18 protein-coding genes are annotated in these 13,470 nt (G+C 62.4%); 6 read left to right on the forward strand and 12 right to left on the reverse strand.

The features are described 5' to 3' along the window. Positions 1-86 precede the first annotated feature (86 nt). Positions 87-941 (forward strand): RNA polymerase sigma factor RpoH, encoded by an 855-nt coding sequence (rpoH, locus tag AB4Z20_RS09805; protein ID WP_253470185.1) that lies wholly within the window; start codon positions 87-89, stop codon positions 939-941. Between the two features lie 95 nt (positions 942-1,036). On the opposite strand, the gene mtgA is transcribed toward rpoH, so the two are convergent. Beyond that, positions 1,037-1,759, reverse strand: a complete 723-nt coding sequence (mtgA, locus tag AB4Z20_RS09810) for a monofunctional biosynthetic peptidoglycan transglycosylase (RefSeq protein ID WP_018609489.1) — start codon at positions 1,757-1,759, stop codon at positions 1,037-1,039. Positions 1,760-1,832: 73 nt separating this feature from the next. Here mtgA and AB4Z20_RS09815 point away from each other — a divergent pair, with 73 nt between their 5' ends. The 4 genes from AB4Z20_RS09815 (at position 1,833) to trmB (ending at position 4,079) form a co-directional block, all read left to right on the forward strand. Beyond that, complete coding sequence (locus AB4Z20_RS09815; RefSeq protein ID WP_253470184.1) at positions 1,833-2,204, forward strand: DUF423 domain-containing protein; 372 nt, start codon at positions 1,833-1,835, stop codon at positions 2,202-2,204. Positions 2,205-2,294: 90 nt separating this feature from the next. Then, positions 2,295-2,495 carry a sulfur carrier protein ThiS gene (gene thiS / locus AB4Z20_RS09820; protein ID WP_018609493.1) on the forward strand — a complete coding sequence of 67 codons (201 nt, stop codon included), beginning with the start codon at positions 2,295-2,297 and terminating at the stop codon, positions 2,493-2,495. 54 nt (positions 2,496-2,549) lie between these two features. Then, a complete protein-coding gene (locus AB4Z20_RS09825; protein WP_003177480.1) occupies positions 2,550-3,344 on the forward strand; it encodes a thiazole synthase in 795 nt (264 codons plus the stop codon). A gap of 9 nt (positions 3,345-3,353) precedes the next feature. Continuing rightward, positions 3,354-4,079: a tRNA (guanosine(46)-N7)-methyltransferase TrmB gene (gene trmB / locus AB4Z20_RS09830; RefSeq protein WP_018609495.1), complete on the forward strand. Its 726-nt coding sequence runs from the start codon at positions 3,354-3,356 to the stop codon at positions 4,077-4,079. Between the two features lie 141 nt (positions 4,080-4,220). Here the strand turns inward: trmB and AB4Z20_RS09835 are convergent, their stop codons facing one another. From AB4Z20_RS09835 to AB4Z20_RS09880, 10 genes are all read right to left on the reverse strand, one after another. Beyond that, positions 4,221-4,544: a DUF3392 domain-containing protein gene (locus AB4Z20_RS09835; RefSeq protein ID WP_214509987.1), complete on the reverse strand. Its 324-nt coding sequence runs from the start codon at positions 4,542-4,544 to the stop codon at positions 4,221-4,223. A gap of 18 nt (positions 4,545-4,562) precedes the next feature. After that, entirely contained in the window at positions 4,563-5,762 is a 1,200-nt protein-coding gene (gene hemW, locus AB4Z20_RS09840; RefSeq protein ID WP_258689621.1) for a radical SAM family heme chaperone HemW, read from the reverse strand. Next, the gene (gene rdgB / locus AB4Z20_RS09845) at positions 5,759-6,355 is read right to left on the reverse strand and encodes an RdgB/HAM1 family non-canonical purine NTP pyrophosphatase (protein ID WP_013694468.1); all 597 of its coding nucleotides are present in this window, start codon (positions 6,353-6,355) and stop codon (positions 5,759-5,761) included. Before rdgB ends, hemW begins: the two co-directional genes overlap by 4 nt. Beyond that, positions 6,352-6,786 carry a DUF4426 domain-containing protein gene (locus AB4Z20_RS09850; protein ID WP_214509986.1) on the reverse strand — a complete coding sequence of 145 codons (435 nt, stop codon included), beginning with the start codon at positions 6,784-6,786 and terminating at the stop codon, positions 6,352-6,354. The genes rdgB and AB4Z20_RS09850 overlap by 4 nt, the downstream gene beginning before the upstream one ends. Before the next feature lie 25 nt (positions 6,787-6,811). Then, entirely contained in the window at positions 6,812-7,432 is a 621-nt protein-coding gene (gene metW / locus AB4Z20_RS09855) for a methionine biosynthesis protein MetW (protein ID WP_003206492.1), read from the reverse strand. 7 nt (positions 7,433-7,439) lie between these two features. After that, positions 7,440-8,579 (reverse strand): homoserine O-succinyltransferase MetX, encoded by a 1,140-nt coding sequence (metX, locus tag AB4Z20_RS09860; RefSeq protein WP_258689620.1) that lies wholly within the window; start codon positions 8,577-8,579, stop codon positions 7,440-7,442. Positions 8,580-8,903: 324 nt separating this feature from the next. Next, entirely contained in the window at positions 8,904-9,197 is a 294-nt protein-coding gene (locus tag AB4Z20_RS09865; RefSeq protein WP_092150072.1) for a DUF167 domain-containing protein, read from the reverse strand. Positions 9,198-9,202: 5 nt separating this feature from the next. Beyond that, complete coding sequence (locus AB4Z20_RS09870; protein ID WP_210641784.1) at positions 9,203-9,793, reverse strand: YggT family protein; 591 nt, start codon at positions 9,791-9,793, stop codon at positions 9,203-9,205. A 10-nt stretch (positions 9,794-9,803) separates the two neighbouring features. Then, entirely contained in the window at positions 9,804-10,622 is an 819-nt protein-coding gene (gene proC, locus AB4Z20_RS09875) for a pyrroline-5-carboxylate reductase (protein ID WP_442089812.1), read from the reverse strand. A 35-nt stretch (positions 10,623-10,657) separates the two neighbouring features. After that, positions 10,658-11,344, reverse strand: coding sequence for a YggS family pyridoxal phosphate-dependent enzyme (locus tag AB4Z20_RS09880; protein ID WP_077508447.1), 687 nt, complete (start codon positions 11,342-11,344; stop codon positions 10,658-10,660). Positions 11,345-11,397: 53 nt separating this feature from the next. Between AB4Z20_RS09880 and AB4Z20_RS09885 the strand changes: the two genes are divergently transcribed. Further along, entirely contained in the window at positions 11,398-12,432 is a 1,035-nt protein-coding gene (locus AB4Z20_RS09885) for a type IV pilus twitching motility protein PilT (protein WP_253470176.1), read from the forward strand. A gap of 223 nt (positions 12,433-12,655) precedes the next feature. Here AB4Z20_RS09885 and AB4Z20_RS09890 read toward each other — a convergent pair whose 3' ends face one another. Continuing rightward, on the reverse strand, positions 12,656-13,267 hold the full coding sequence (locus AB4Z20_RS09890; protein ID WP_442089813.1) for a C40 family peptidase: 612 nt from the start codon (positions 13,265-13,267) through the stop codon (positions 12,656-12,658). Between the last annotated feature and the right edge of the window lie 203 nt (positions 13,268-13,470).

Here is a 13,470-nt window from a genome sequence, read left to right on the forward strand (position 1 = left end):
ATTTTTGTGGGAACTTGTCCTAGGGTTCCCGGTCAATTTTCGCAGTGCTGAACTGCACGAGTTATGTGAGTCGGAGGTTTTTTCGTATGACCACTTCTTTGCAACCTGCTTATGCTCTGGTCCCGGGTGCGAACCTGGAGGCCTATGTGCACACGGTGAACAGCATTCCCTTGCTGACCCCCGAGCAGGAGCGTGAACTGGCCGAGAGTCTCTATTATGAGCAGGATCTTGAGGCGGCTCGGCAGATGGTGCTCGCCCACCTGCGTTTTGTCGTACATATCGCCCGCAGCTATTCCGGCTACGGGCTGGCCCAGGCCGACCTGATCCAGGAAGGCAACGTCGGCCTGATGAAGGCGGTCAAGCGTTTCAACCCGGAAATGGGCGTGCGCCTGGTGTCGTTTGCGGTGCACTGGATCAAGGCGGAAATCCACGAGTTCATCCTGCGCAACTGGCGCATCGTGAAAGTCGCGACCACCAAGGCCCAGCGCAAGCTGTTCTTCAACCTGCGCGGGCAGAAGAAGCGCCTGGCCTGGCTGAACAACGAAGAAGTCCATCGTGTCGCCGAGAGCCTGGGCGTAGAGCCTCGGGAAGTGCGCGAGATGGAAAGCCGCCTGACCGGCCATGACATGGCCTTCGACCCGGCCGCCGAAGCGGACGACGACAGCGCTTTCCAATCGCCGGCCAACTACCTGGAAGACCACCGGTACGACCCGGCGCGTCAACTGGAAGACGCCGACTGGAGCGACAACTCCAACACCAACCTGCACGAAGCCCTGGAAGTGCTGGACGAGCGCAGCCGCGACATCCTCTACCAGCGCTGGCTGGCCGAGGAAAAAGCCACGCTGCACGACCTGGCGCAGAAGTACAACGTGTCGGCCGAGCGGATTCGTCAGCTTGAGAAGAGCGCGATGAACAAGCTCAAGGTGTCGATCGCCGCCTGACTGCGATAGCGGCCATAAAAACGCCCCGATCAGTGATGATCGGGGCGTTTTTGTTTGTGCGATGCAATCCCCTGTGGGGGGCTTCGGTGTTGCTGCTACTGGGCCCAAGGCGCTCGCCGCGAATTATTGAGTTCCAGCAGATAACTGTCGCCCCCCAACTGGCTCATCTGCTGGCGAATCCAGCCCGCCCGCCGCAGCACATAGGGGCTCGGCCGGCTGGCGCTCCATTTTCGCGGGTTGGGCAATACCGCCGCCAGCAGGCTGGCCTGTTGCCGGGACAAGGCGTCGGCGCTGATGCGGAAGTGATGGCGTGCCGCCGCTTCTGCGCCGAATACACCGTCATCCCACTCGACGCTGTTGAGGTACACCTCGAGGATCCGCTGCTTGGGCCAGAGCACTTCGATCAGTGCGGTGAACCAGGCCTCCAGCCCCTTGCGCAGCCAGCTGCGGCCCGACCACAGGAACAGGTTCTTGGACACTTGCTGGCTGAGGGTGCTGGCGCCGCGAATCGAACCGCCACGCCCATTGTGGGCGAACGCGGCCTGGATCGCGCCGATGTCGAAGCCCCAGTGCTCGGGGAATTTCTGGTCTTCGCCAGCAATCACCGCCACTTTCAGGCTATCGGAGATCTGGTCCCAAGGCTGCCAGGTGCGTTGCAGGTCGATGGGTTCGCCGCCGAACCAGGATTCAACCTTGCGCTCGATCATCAGCGCCGTGAACGGCGGCGGCACCACCCGAAACAACAGCACGAGCACAACGCTGCCAACGGCGAACCAGAGCAGGGCTTTAAGGAACCGTCGAAATAATAAACGCAGCATAGAGATGGCTTGGCCGAACCCGTCGAGCGGGCCATTATACAGACCCTGTCCACCGAGTCTGACTGGAGTTCTCATGCTGCGTAGCTTTCTGATGCTGGCTGCTTTTTTCGGCTTCACGGGCGTGGCACTGGGGGCGTTCGCCGCCCATGGCCTGAAAGATCGCCTGAGCGCCGAATACCTGGCGGTTTTCCACACCGGCGTCACCTATCAACTGGTGCACACCCTGGCGTTGCTGGGCGTTGCGCTGCTGGCCACGCACATTCCCGGCCGCATCGTCACCTGGGCCGGAGTTTCATTTGTGGTCGGCATCCTGTTGTTCTCCGGCAGCCTGTACCTGCTGACCCTCACGGGCATCAGCAAGCTGGGCATCATCACGCCGTTGGGCGGCGTGGCGTTCCTGATCGGCTGGGTATGCCTGGGGCTTGCCGCCTGGCGGCTGGGCTGACCGGGCGGTCCATTTCATGACGAATGGCTTGGGTCACCCAGACTGATCGGGCTAGAATGCCAGCCCCTAAAAATGATGGCGGCATCCGGCATGCGCATTCAGTTGAACGGCGAACCCCTTGATCTGCCCGACGGTGAAACCGTTGCGGCCCTGCTGACCCGTCTGGAACTCACCGGACGCCGCGTCGCGGTGGAACTCAATCTGGATATCGTCCCGCGCAGCCAGCACGCCGAAACCACGTTGAACGATGGCGACAGCGTCGAAGTGGTCCACGCCATCGGTGGCGGCTAGTCGCCTCGGTTTCGCAGCATTTCGCAAGAACCTCACCCCAACAGAGGATTTCCCATGAGCATCGTTCGTAGCGACAAGCCCTTCGTCCTGGCCGGTCGTACCTACCAGTCGCGCTTGCTGGTAGGCACCGGCAAATATCGCGACATGGAAGAAACCCGCCTGGCCATCGAGGCCTCGGGCGCCGAAATCGTGACCGTCGCCGTGCGCCGGACCAACATCGGCCAGAATCCGGGCGAACCGAACCTGCTGGATATCCTGCCGCCGGACCGCTACACCATCCTGCCGAACACCGCCGGTTGCTTCGACGCTATCGAGGCCGTGCGCACCTGCCGCCTGGCCCGTGAGCTGCTCGACGGCCACAACCTGGTGAAGCTGGAAGTGCTGGCGGACCAGAAAACCCTGTTCCCCAACGTGATCGAAACCCTCAAGGCCGCTGAAACCCTGGTCAAGGAAGGCTTCGACGTGATGGTCTACACCAGCGATGATCCGATCATCGCCCGTCAATTGGCGGAAATCGGCTGCATCGCGGTCATGCCGCTGGCCGGCCTGATCGGTACAGGCCTGGGGATCTGCAACCCGTACAACCTGCAGATCATCCTGGAAGAAGCCAAGATCCCGGTGTTGGTGGATGCCGGTGTCGGTACCGCTTCCGACGCCACCATCGCCATGGAACTGGGTTGCGAAGCTGTGCTGATGAACTCGGCCATCGCCCACGCCCAGCAGCCGATCCTCATGGCCGAAGCCATGAAGCACGCCATCGTCGCCGGTCGCCTGGCGTACCTGGCTGGCCGCATGCCGAAAAAACTTTACGCCAGCGCCTCCTCGCCGCTGGATGGTCTGATCAAGTAAGAGCCATTGATGACTGAATCGAACGACACGCCGGTCCTGCCGGAAGAAGGCGAAGAGCGCCAGCACCGCCGCATCAAGAGTTTCGTGATGCGCGCCGGGCGCATGACTGAAGGCCAGCAGCGCGGCCTGGAGCAGGGAGCGCCGCTGTTTGTCCTGCCACTTGCCGATGCCCCGGTGGATTTTGACCAGGTCTTCGGCCGCTCGGCCCCGCGCTCGCTGGAAATCGGCTTCGGCATGGGCCATTCGTTGCTGGAAATGGCCGCCGCTTCGCCGGAGCAGGATTTCATCGGTGTGGAAGTCCACCGTCCCGGTGTCGGTGCGCTGCTCAACGGCGTGCTGACCCAAGGGCTGACCAACCTGCGGGTCTACGATTGCGACGCCATCGAAGTGCTCAACCGCTGCGTGGCCGACAACAGCCTCGACCGCCTGATGCTGTTCTTCCCGGACCCTTGGCACAAAAGCCGCCACCACAAGCGCCGTATCGTCCAGGCGTCGTTCGCTGAACTGGTGCGCAGCAAGTTGAAGGTCGGCGGTGTGCTGCACATGGCCACCGACTGGGAACCCTACGCCGAATACATGCTGGAAGTGATGAACGTCGCCCCGGGCTATCGCAACCTGGCTGAAGACGGCAAGTGCGTACCGCGCCCGGCCGAACGGCCGATCACCAAGTTCGAGCGCCGTGGCGAACGCCTTGGGCATGGGGTTTGGGATTTGAAGTTCGAGAAGCTGGCTTAAACACCAGAAACCCCTGCTGAAAGGGGATCCCCTGTGGGAGCGAGCTTGCTCGCGATAGCGGCATAACAGTCAACCTTGATGTTGGATGTTATGGCCTCATCGCGAGCAAGCTCGCTCCCACCGTTGTTTTAGGTGACCGGGTCAGCGCCGATCCGCGACTACGCCTATCAACACCAGCACCACCAACAACACCGGCGCCAGGCTGTAGTTGTTGAACTGGCTCAAACCCCGAACGACCCATGGCGTGGCGTAGATCAGTGCTGCGCCGCTGCCGATCATGCACAGCAGGGCGATCAGCGGGACGCGCAAGGCGCTGGCGATGCTGCCCAGGCGTTGTTCGACCCAGCCCTTGATGTCGGCGCCAAACAGCACCAGCAGGCAGCCTATCAATGCCAGGGAGATTTCCGACAAGTTGCTGCGGCTCCAGCGGGACACGGTGGCCAGCAGGTCGAGTACCAGATCCATTCGATTTCCTTGTGTTGATCAGCTCAGAAATGTCTGCAGCAAGTCGTTGAGAAACAGCTGTCCGCGCTCGGTGGCCGCCAGACGTGTCGGTTCGACCTGCAACAACCCGCTTTGTTCGGCCTCGCGTCGGCCTTCGGCCAGGCTTTGCAGGGGCAACCCGGTGCGCTCCGGGTACAGCCGCGCTTCCACGCCCTCGGTCAGGCGCAGGGCATTCATCAGGAACTCGAACGGCAGCTCTTCGTTGGCCAGGGTTTTCTCGCCGGCCTGGAAGCTCTTGGCCGGGTTGAGGTAGTCCTTGGGCAGGCGGGTCTTCCAGGTGCGCACGATGCGCCCGTCCGGATGGCTGAGCTTGCCGTGGGCGCCGGCGCCGATGCCGATGAAGTCGCCGAAGCTCCAGTAATTGAGGTTATGCCGCGCCGCCCGGCCGGGTTGGGCGTAGGCCGAAACCTCGTATTGGGCGTAGCCGTGTTCGGCCAGCAAGGCTTGCCCGGCTTCCTGGATGTCCCACAGCGTGTCGTCTTCGGGCAATGTCGGCGGCTGGTTCCAGAATACCGTGTTCGGCTCCAGCGTCAGCTGGTACCAGGACAAATGCGTCGGCTTCAAGGCGATGGCCTGGCGCAGGTCGCTCAAGGCGTCTTCCAGGGACTGGTCGGGCAGCCCATGCATCAGGTCCAGGTTGAAATTGTCGAAGCCGGCCTGGCGAGCCATGCCGGCGGCGCGCACCGCTTCGTCGCCGTTGTGTATCCGCCCCAGGGCCTCGAGCTTGGCTTGCTGGAAACTCTGGATACCGATGGACAGGCGATTGATGCCCAAGGCCCGGTAAGCGACGAATTTTTCTTGCTCGAAGGTGCCGGGGTTGGCTTCCAGGGTGATTTCAATGTCCTGGGCGAACGGTATCCGCGCTTCCACTCCCTTGAGCAAACGCCCCAGGGCTTGGGCGCTGAACAGGCTCGGGGTGCCGCCACCAAAAAAGATCGAGCTCAACGGGCGACCATAAACCGCGTGCAAGTCCTGGTCGAGGTCGGCCAGCAAGGCGTCGACATATTCCTCTTCCGGCAACTGCGGGCTGGCGGTGTGGGAGTTGAAGTCGCAATACGGGCATTTGCGCACGCACCACGGTATGTGGATGTACAACGCCAGGGGCGGCAGCACTGGCAGCGGCGCCCGAGGCGTTTGTACACCGCCATGAATCAGCGGTGTGGGAGCGTCATCGATCATTGCAAGCCCAGGCGTTGACGCAGCAGGGCCATGGCGCGGGCGCGGTGGCTCAGTTGGTTCTTTTCCACCGGCCCCAGCTCGGCGCTGGAGCAATTGCGCTCCGGCACCCAGAACAACGGGTCATAGCCAAAACCGTGCTCGCCGCTGGCTTCGGTGAGAATGCGCCCGTGCCACAGGCCTTCGCAGAGGATCGGCAATGGATCATCGGCATGGCGTACCAGGGCCAGCACACACACGAACTGCGCGCCGCGCTCGGCTTCGGGCACGTCCTTGAGGGCGTCGAGCAGCTTGGCGTTGTTCGCCGCGTCACCTTTACCGTCAGCGTAACGGGCCGAGTAAATGCCTGGCGCACCGCCCAGGAAGTCCACGGCCAGCCCGGAATCGTCGGCCAGCGCTGGCAGGCCCGAGATGCGTGCGGCATTGCGGGCCTTGAGGATGGCGTTCTCGACAAACGACAGGCCGGTCTCTTCCGGTTCCACCTGGCTGAACTCGCCAATCGAGCGCAACTGCACCGAGCCGCCGAGCATGGCCTGCAGTTCCTTGAGTTTGCCGGCGTTGTGGCTGGCCAGTACGAGTTGGGTGAAATTGATCATTGGCCCGGGAACAGTTCCTGGTTGAAGTTGATGGTGTTGATCTTGTCGCCGGTTTGCACCTTGATCTCGAAGGTGCGGGTTTCCTGCTGGGGCACCGGGTACTGGGCGATGTAGTAGATCGCGCCTGGCTCGGTCACCTGCTTGAATTGCAGCGGGACGCTCTGGCTGGTGAGGTCTTTCACCGTGCCGCTGACCTGGGCCATCAAGGGCTTGCCATCCTTGAGCACCGAGATGTTGATCACGCCTTGTTGCTTGCTGCGAATCAGCTCGGCGGCCTTGGCGATGTCCGGTGTCAGGAAGGTGGAGTTGAAGGTGTTGTAGTGCACGGTGATATCACCGAACACTTCCTTGCGCTCGCCCTTGATAGCGTCGGCGGCCATGGCGCCAACGCTCAGGCAAGCGGTGATAAGAAACAACGCTAGACGGTTCATGTCGTGCTCCTGGTGAGGCCGGGGCTCACACCGCGACCTGGTAATCGGTAAGGCCTGGGCTGCTGACCCGATAGATGCCTATCTCACCTAACAGATTAGGCCATAGCTTGCTGGCCCACCCGTGGCGGTGCTGCTGGTCCACGGCCAGGCGATCGATGACCTTGGCTTCACGCTCGCGGCACAGCGCTTCGAAATCCTCGAAGGTGCAGAAGTGGATGTTTGGCGTGTTGTACCAGGTGTAGGGCAGGAACTCCGAGACTGGCATGCGGCCCTTGCTCGCCAGGTACCAGCGGCAACGCCAGTGGCCGAAGTTGGGGAAGGTGATGATGCACTGGCGTCCAACCCGCAGCATTTCGTCGAGGATCTTGTCCGGGTAGTGCACTGCTTGCAGCGCCTGGGTCATGACCACGATGTCGAAGCTGTTGCTGGCAAAGTTGCCCAGGCCCTTGTCCAGGTCCTGCTCGATGACGTTGATGCCCTTGGCGACGCATTCGGCAATGTTGTCCGGGTCGTTTTCCAGGCCGTAGCCGCTGACTTGCTTGTTGTCCCGCAGCCAGGTCAGCAGTTCGCCGTTGCCGCAGCCCAGGTCGAGCACGCGGCTGCCGGCGGGGATCCATTCCTGGATGATTTCCAGATCGGCTCTCATGGCGTCCTCACAGCGTTATACGGTTCATGTAGTTGCCGAACGCCTGCAGGTAGCGCGGGATCGGGATCAAAAAGGCGTCGTGACCCTGGGGCGCGTCGATTTCCAGGTAGCAGACGTCCTTGCGCGCAGCCATCAGCGCGTCCACCAGCTCCCGCGAGCGCGCCGGGGAGAAGCGCCAGTCGGTGGTGAACGACATCACGCAGAACTTGGCGGTGGCGTTGGCGAAGGTTTTCGCCAGGTTATCGTCGAAGTTCGCCGCCGGATCGAAGTAGTCCAGTGCCTTGGTCATCAACAGGTACGTGTTGGCGTCGAAACGCCCAGAGAACTCTTCACCCTGATAACGCAGGTAGCTCTCGACCTGGAACTCGACGCTGTGGAAGTCGTAGTTGAGCTTTTCGCTCTTGAGGCCACGGCCGAATTTCTCGCCCATGGAGTCGTCGGACAGGTAGGTGATGTGCCCGACCATCCGCGCCAGCATCAGCCCGCGCTTGGGGATCACGCCGTGTTCCTGGAACGAGCCGCCATGGAACTCCGGGTCGGTGAGGATCGCCTGGCGCGCCACTTCGTTGAAGGCGATGTTCTGCGCCGACAGCTTGGGCGCCGAGGCGATTGCCAGGCAGTGGCGCACGCGGTCCGGGTAGGTGATGGTCCATTGCAGGGCTTGCATGCCCCCCAGGCTGCCACCGATCACGGCTGCCCACTGGCCGACCCCGAGGCGGTCGGCCAGGCGTGCCTGGCTGTGGACCCAGTCTTCCACGGTCAGCACCGGGAAATCGGCGCCGAAAGGTTTGCCGGTGTCCGGGTTGAGGCTGCTGGGGCCGGTGGAACCGTTGCAGCCGCCCAGGTTGTTCAGGCTGATCACGAAGAACTTGCTGGTGTCGATGGGCTTGCCCGGGCCGATGCAGCTATCCCACCAGCCGGGCTTGCGGTCGTCGACGCTGTGGTAGCCGGCGGCGTGGTGATGCCCCGACAAGGCGTGGCAAATCAGCACGGCATTGCTCGCCGTGGCATTGAGGGTGCCGTAGGTTTCGTAGATCAGGTCATAGGCTGGCAACGAACGGCCGCAGGCCAGGGCCAGGGGCTCGCTGAAATGCGCCATTTGCGGCGTCACCAGACCAACGGAATCGGGGGGAAAGGCAGCTGGCATCGACCCTGCTCGCGTTGAAATGAGGCGTAAGTCTAAAGACCGCTGTGGCAGGCGGCAAGCAAAGGCGCCGCTGATTGTCCGCCGTTGTTTTTGTGGCGAGGGAGCTTGCTCCCGCTGGGGCGCGAAGCGGCCCTGTAGGAGCTGTCGAGTGCAGCGAGGCTGCGATCTTTCCCCAGACAATTGAGTCATGAGCGAACGCACAACGGATCAAGATCAAAAGATCGTCCGAACGCGGCCCGAGCCTCCGGCAGCTCCTACAGGCGCAGCCCAGCGGGAGCAAGCTCCCTCGCCACAGGGTTAACCATGCCCCCGATCCAAGCCGGATCAGGTTGGCCGGACGAGGCCCGGCAACTCCGGCAGTTTCTTCGGCGAATGAATGCGCACCCGTTTCTGCCGGTTCAATTCGCCGCTGATCAGGCTGACCTGGCTCTTGGACACGCCAAACGCCTTGGCCAGGAACGCCATCAGGTAAGCGTTGGCCTTGCCCTCGACCGGCGGGGCGGTGAGGCGGATCTTCAGGCGGTCACCGTGCAGCCCGGCGAAATCATCGCTGCGGGCTGCCGGTTGCAGGTGACACTCCAGGATCAGGTCGTCGCCGTCCCAGCGAAAGTAGCTCACCTGGGTCAGATCAGCAGGCGCAGGATTTCCGGCATCATGGTCATCGCCGCCAGGTTGTTGATCACCAGCATGTCGATCAGCTTGAGCACCATGAACGCCAGGATCGGCGAGATATCCAGGCCGCCGAGGTTCGGCACGATGCGGCGGAACGGCGCCAGGGCCGGCTCGCAGATCTGGTTCACCAGCTCGGCGCCCGGGTTATGGCTGCCCGGCGCGACCCACGACAGGATCACGCTGATGATCAGGGCGAAGAAGAAAATCTTCAGGAACAGCGCGGTCACGCCAATGATCGACCAGATCAGCAGTTGCAGCGGGTTGCCGGTGGTGCCATAGGTCAGCAGCAGGGTCAGGGCCATCAGCGCCAGTTGCACGAGGATCGCCAGGACCAGCGACGACATGTCCAGGCCGAACAGGCTCGGGATGATCCGGCGCAGGGGCTTGAGCAGTGGCTGGGTGGCCTTGACTATGAACTGGCACAGCGGGTTGTAGAAGTTGGCGCGCACCAGTTGCAGCACGAAGCGCAGCAGCACGATCAGCAGGTACAGGCTGCCGAGGGTTTGCAGCACGTAGACCGCTGCAGTGTTCAATCCAATCATGAATAACTCCTTATTGGCCCAGTTGTTCGGCCATTTCGGCCGAGCGGTGCGCGGCGGCGCCGAGTGCTTTTTCCACCAGGGCTTCGAAGCCCCCGGCCTGGAACGATTTGATGGCCGCTTCGGTGGTGCCGGCCGGCGAGGTCACGCGGCGACGCAGCTCGGCCGCATCGACGTCGCTGGACACCGCCATGTGCGCGGCACCGAGGGCGGTCTGCAAGGTCAGCCTGGCGGCGGTTTCCCGGGGCAGGCCGAGTTTCTCGCCGGCGGCGGTCATGGCTTCGATCAGCAGGAAGAAGTACGCCGGGCCCGAGCCGGAGACGGCGGTGACGGCGTCCAGTTGCTGTTCGGTGTCCAGCCACAGTGCCAGGCCGACAGCCGACAGCAGCTCCTCGGCCTGCTGGCGTTGTGCGGCGGACACTTGGGAAGTGGCGAACAGGCCGCTGACGCCCTGGCGCAGCAGCGCCGGGGTGTTGGGCATGCAGCGTACGAGTGGCTGCTCGCCGAGCCAGTTGTTCATGCTGGCGCACGTGATGCCGGCGGCAATCGACACCACCAGTTGATGAGGCTTGAGGCTTGGGCGCAGGGCCGCGCAGACGGTTTTCATCGCCTGCGGCTTGACCGCCAGCACGATGACGTCCGCGCCGTCGATGGCCTGGGCGTTGTCGGCGAAGGTTTCGACGCCGTGCTCGCTGCTCACCCGGGTGCGGGTCTCTTCACCCGGATCGCTGGCGCGGATCAAAGAAGCGTCCAGGCCCTTGGCCCGCAGGCCGCCGATCAGGCTGGCGGCCATGTTGCCGGCGCCGATGAAGGCAATACGCGTGTTGCTCATGACAGGTCCTTATAAAGAGATGAGTCGGCCATGTTTCAGGATTGACCGTAGTCGCGGGCACCAAACAGGGCCGTACCGATGCGCACCCAGGTGGCGCCCTGGGCAATGGCCGACTCAAGGTCGTGGCTCATGCCCATGGAAAGGGTGTCCAGCGGTAGCGCCAGGCTGGCTTGCAGGCGTTGGACAGCGGCGAAGGCAGCATCCTGGGCGGCACGGTCTTCGGTGGGTTCGGGAATCGCCATCAACCCGCGCAGTTTCAGGCGGGGCAGGGCGCTGATGGCGCTGGCCAGGGCGGGCAGGTCCGCCGGGGTGCAACCGGATTTGCTGGCTTCACCGCTGACGTTGACCTGAATGCAGATGTTCAGCGGCGGCAAGTCGGCCGGACGCTGCTCGGACAGGCGCTGTGCAATTTTCAAGCGATCCACGGAATGCACCCAGTCGAAATGTTCGGCGATAGCGCGCGTCTTGTTCGATTGAATGGGGCCGATGAAGTGCCAGATCAAGGGCAGGTCGGTCAGTTCGAGCTGTTTGCCCAAGGCTTCTTGCAGGTAGTTCTCGCCGAAGTCCCGCAGGCCGGCGGCATAGGCTTCGCGCAAGGCCTGGACGGGTTTGGTCTTGCTCACGGCCAGCAGTTTGACACTGTGTTCGGCGCGCTGGGCGGCCTGCTCCGCAGCGCGGATGCGCGAACTAACCTGAGCGATGTTGTCTGCTATCGTGGACATAAAGAAGCGCCAGCGGTGAGGTTCGCGGCATTCTACTGGAATTGAGGAGCGCTATGGATATCACTGAGTTACTGGCGTTCAGCGCCAAGCAGGGCGCGTCGGACCTGCACCTGTCCGCCGGGCTGCCACCGATGATCCGCGTCGATGGCGATGTCAGGCGCATCAACCTGCCGGCATTGGACCACAAGCAGGTTCATGAACTGATCTACGACATCATGAACGACCGGCAACGAGTAGATTACGAAAAGTTTCTGGAGACCGATTTTTCCTTCGACGTGCCGGGCGTCGCACGGTTCCGGGTCAACGCCTTCAACCAGAATCGCGGTGCGGGGGCGGTGTTTCGCACCATTCCGTCGAAAGTCCTGACCATGGAAGACCTGGGGATGGGCGAGGTGTTTCGCAAGGTGACCGAATCGCCGCGCGGGCTGGTGTTGGTGACCGGGCCGACCGGTTCAGGCAAGTCCACCACCCTGGCGGCCATGATCGATTACTTGAACAGCCACAAGCACCATCACATCCTCACCATCGAAGACCCCATCGAATTCGTTCACGAACCGCGCAAATGCCTGATCAACCAGCGTGAGGTGCACCGCGACACCCAGGGTTTTTCCACGGCCCTGCGTTCGGCCCTGCGGGAGGACCCGGACGTGATCCTGGTGGGAGAGATGCGCGACCTGGAAACCATTCGCCTGGCGCTGACCGCCGCGGAAACCGGGCACCTGGTGTTCGGCACCCTGCACACCACGTCGGCGGCCAAGACCATTGACCGGGTGGTGGACGTCTTCCCCGGTGACGAGAAGTCCATGGTTCGCTCGATGTTGTCGGAATCGTTGCAGGCGGTGATTTCCCAGACGCTGGTCAAGAAAATCGGCGGCGGCCGGATCGCGGCGCATGAAATCATGCTGGGCACCTCGGCCATTCGGAACCTGATCCGTGAAGACAAGGTGGCGCAGATGTACTCGGCGATCCAGACCGGCGGTTCGCTGGGGATGCAGACGCTGGACATGTGCCTGAAGGACTTGGTGAACAAGGGGCTGATCAGCCGCGAACATGCGCGGGAGCGGGCGCGTACGCCGGATAACTTCTAGAGGCGGCAGGAAGGCAGCACCGCTTTTGTGGCGAGGGAGCTTGCTCCCGCTGGGGCGCGGAGCGGCCCTGTAGGAGCTGTCGAGTGCAACGAGGCTGCGATCTTGTCCCAGATAATTGAGTCGAGAGCGAAAGATCAAGATCAAAAGATCGCAGGCTTCGCCAGCTCCTACAGAGCCCAGCGGGAGCAAGCTCCCTCGCCACAGGGGCCATGTACACCTTGAGTCAGCGCTGAACCACGCGCATCGCCCCCGGCTCTTTCGGCAGCACGCGCTTGGCCACCACGTAGTGGGTGTCCCAGTACGGCTTGTTCAGGGTGTCGATGCTCACCGACTTGCCACGGCGCGGGGCGTGGATGAAGCGGTCGTTGCCCAGGTAGATGGCCACGTGGTTGACCCGGTGGCTCTTGAGCTTGAAGAAGATCAGGTCACCGGGCTTGAGGTCCTTGCGCTCGACTTTCTCGCCATGACCGGCGGCCATGGCGTTGGAGGTGCGCGGCAGGTCGAAGGTGGCGTCGTTGAAGGCGTATTTCACCAGTCCGCTGCAATCGAAACCTTTACTTGGGCTACTGCCGCCCCAACGATAAGGTGTGCCAAGTACATTCACGGCGCGACTCAACACATTGCTGCTCGTTTTGGTCGCCATCGGCGGGACCAGCTTGCTGTTGGTCGTGCTCAAGCGCTGGGCGCCGGGCTTGTCCTTGCTCAAGGAAGCAGAGACATGGGATTTCGGGGTATAGCCGTTGACGTTGGGAAGACGTTGCTCACGATTGGTGGCGTGGGCGGCCAGTGGCAATAATAGGCAAATGGTTAGCCATGTCTTGAAAAATGGACGCATTAGGCAAGGCTCTTAAAGGTTAGCGCGCAACTTTATAACAGCTTTTTTTGCGTTTCCGAGGCCGTTTGTCGATTCGAAACGCAGCGCAAAACCCAGCGAAATGCGACAAATTGACCTGATTGTCCGACAGAACCCCTATGCCACGGGGCTTTCGCCGGTCCGAGTCGCCCAGGACCGCTTGTCGGCCAGACACGAAAAAGTCA

The organism is Pseudomonas sp. KB_12 (assembly GCF_052114545.1).
Classification (GTDB): domain Bacteria; phylum Pseudomonadota; class Gammaproteobacteria; order Pseudomonadales; family Pseudomonadaceae; genus Aquipseudomonas; species Aquipseudomonas brassicacearum.

What these genes read in the sequence shown, in the direction of transcription:
- rpoH (WP_253470185.1), top strand. Translation starts at nt 87, where the DNA reads ATGACCACTTCTTTGCAACCTGCTTATGCTCTGGTCCCGGGTGCGAAC.
- mtgA (WP_018609489.1), bottom strand. Translation starts at nt 1,759, where the DNA reads ATGCTGCGTTTATTATTTCGACGGTTCCTTAAAGCCCTGCTCTGGTTC.
- AB4Z20_RS09815 (WP_253470184.1), top strand. Translation starts at nt 1,833, where the DNA reads ATGCTGCGTAGCTTTCTGATGCTGGCTGCTTTTTTCGGCTTCACGGGC.
- thiS (WP_018609493.1), top strand. Translation starts at nt 2,295, where the DNA reads ATGCGCATTCAGTTGAACGGCGAACCCCTTGATCTGCCCGACGGTGAA.
- AB4Z20_RS09825 (WP_003177480.1), top strand. Translation starts at nt 2,550, where the DNA reads ATGAGCATCGTTCGTAGCGACAAGCCCTTCGTCCTGGCCGGTCGTACC.
- trmB (WP_018609495.1), top strand. Translation starts at nt 3,354, where the DNA reads ATGACTGAATCGAACGACACGCCGGTCCTGCCGGAAGAAGGCGAAGAG.
- AB4Z20_RS09835 (WP_214509987.1), bottom strand. Translation starts at nt 4,544, where the DNA reads ATGGATCTGGTACTCGACCTGCTGGCCACCGTGTCCCGCTGGAGCCGC.
- hemW (WP_258689621.1), bottom strand. Translation starts at nt 5,762, where the DNA reads ATGATCGATGACGCTCCCACACCGCTGATTCATGGCGGTGTACAAACG.
- rdgB (WP_013694468.1), bottom strand. Translation starts at nt 6,355, where the DNA reads ATGATCAATTTCACCCAACTCGTACTGGCCAGCCACAACGCCGGCAAA.
- AB4Z20_RS09850 (WP_214509986.1), bottom strand. Translation starts at nt 6,786, where the DNA reads ATGAACCGTCTAGCGTTGTTTCTTATCACCGCTTGCCTGAGCGTTGGC.
- metW (WP_003206492.1), bottom strand. Translation starts at nt 7,432, where the DNA reads ATGAGAGCCGATCTGGAAATCATCCAGGAATGGATCCCCGCCGGCAGC.
- metX (WP_258689620.1), bottom strand. Translation starts at nt 8,579, where the DNA reads ATGCCAGCTGCCTTTCCCCCCGATTCCGTTGGTCTGGTGACGCCGCAA.
- AB4Z20_RS09870 (WP_210641784.1), bottom strand. Translation starts at nt 9,793, where the DNA reads ATGATTGGATTGAACACTGCAGCGGTCTACGTGCTGCAAACCCTCGGC.
- proC (WP_442089812.1), bottom strand. Translation starts at nt 10,622, where the DNA reads ATGAGCAACACGCGTATTGCCTTCATCGGCGCCGGCAACATGGCCGCC.
- AB4Z20_RS09880 (WP_077508447.1), bottom strand. Translation starts at nt 11,344, where the DNA reads ATGTCCACGATAGCAGACAACATCGCTCAGGTTAGTTCGCGCATCCGC.
- AB4Z20_RS09885 (WP_253470176.1), top strand. Translation starts at nt 11,398, where the DNA reads ATGGATATCACTGAGTTACTGGCGTTCAGCGCCAAGCAGGGCGCGTCG.
- AB4Z20_RS09890 (WP_442089813.1), bottom strand. Translation starts at nt 13,267, where the DNA reads ATGCGTCCATTTTTCAAGACATGGCTAACCATTTGCCTATTATTGCCA.